Origin of the sequence: Dechloromonas sp. H13, from assembly GCF_009469615.1 — a bacterium.
Lineage (GTDB): Bacteria > Pseudomonadota > Gammaproteobacteria > Burkholderiales > Rhodocyclaceae > Azonexus.
Window position 1 is genome coordinate 1 of the sequence record NZ_SSXX01000058.1, and the last position, 1,026, is coordinate 1,026.

Sequence of the window (1,026 nt, forward strand, 5' to 3'; positions counted from 1 at the left end):
TGTGATCTCTCTGTAGGTTGTTCACTCGGGGTGTCTCCCCGGAGAATTGGAGGCGCCAACCATACAAGCCTCCGAGGCCCCGAATGAACATCCATAAAAATGCCCGATTGACGCCGCGCGGTCGAGCTCTTCTTGTTCGCCGCATGCTCGATGGCGGGCTGCGACCCGAGGAAGCAGCCCAAGCCAGCGGTGTCAGCGTACGAACCGCCTACAAATGGCTGCGGCGTTTCCGCGAGGAGGGCGAAGCAGGACTCCTTGATCGCTCATCACGTCCGAAATCCTGCCCGCATGCCTTACCGGCAGCCATCCAGGCTCAGGTGATCGAGCAACGGCGTAGCCGCCAAACGTATCGCCAGATCAGCCAGCAATCCGGGATCGGCCAGAGCACCATTGCCCGTTGGCTCAGGTGCGCCGGACTCAACCGCTTGGCGGCACTCGAGCCAGCTGCCCCCATCGTGCGTTATGAGCACCCGGAGCCGGGCGACATGCTCCATCTCGACATCAAGAAGCTGGGGCGTTTCCACCGTCCGGGACATCGGGTCACCGCAGATCGCACACAAACCTCGCCCCGCGCAGGCTGGGAGTTCGTTCATGTCGCCCTCGACGACCATTCGAGAGTCGCCTTTGCCGACATCCAGCCCGATGAGAGTGGCCGCAGCGCTTGCCGGGCGCTGCTCTCAGCCTTGCGCTACTACCGCCAACTCGGCGTCACCTTCCGGCGGGTCCTGACGGATAACGGCGCCTGCTACAAATCCCAACGCTTCGCTCGCCTCTGCCAACGACTCGGGTTACGCCATCGCCGGACCAAGCCTTACACGCCTCAAACCAACGGCAAGGCCGAGCGCTTCATCCAGTCCGCCTTGCGTGAATGGGCCTATGCGCGAGCCTATGAGTCCTCCATCGACCGTGCCCACCATCTGCCGCTATGGCTGCATCACTACAACTGGCACAGACCTCATGCCAGCCTTCAATATCAGCCGCCTATCTCCCGCATCACCTCACTGAACAACCTGGTGGGTTTACACA

Annotated in this window: 1 protein-coding gene; it reads left to right on the forward strand. The window is 62.0% G+C overall.

What is annotated here, in order from left to right:
* Positions 1 to 83 precede the first annotated feature (83 nt).
* On the forward strand, positions 84 to 1,026 hold a 943-nt coding region (locus GH660_RS17800), incomplete at its 3' end, for an IS481 family transposase (RefSeq protein WP_153148094.1).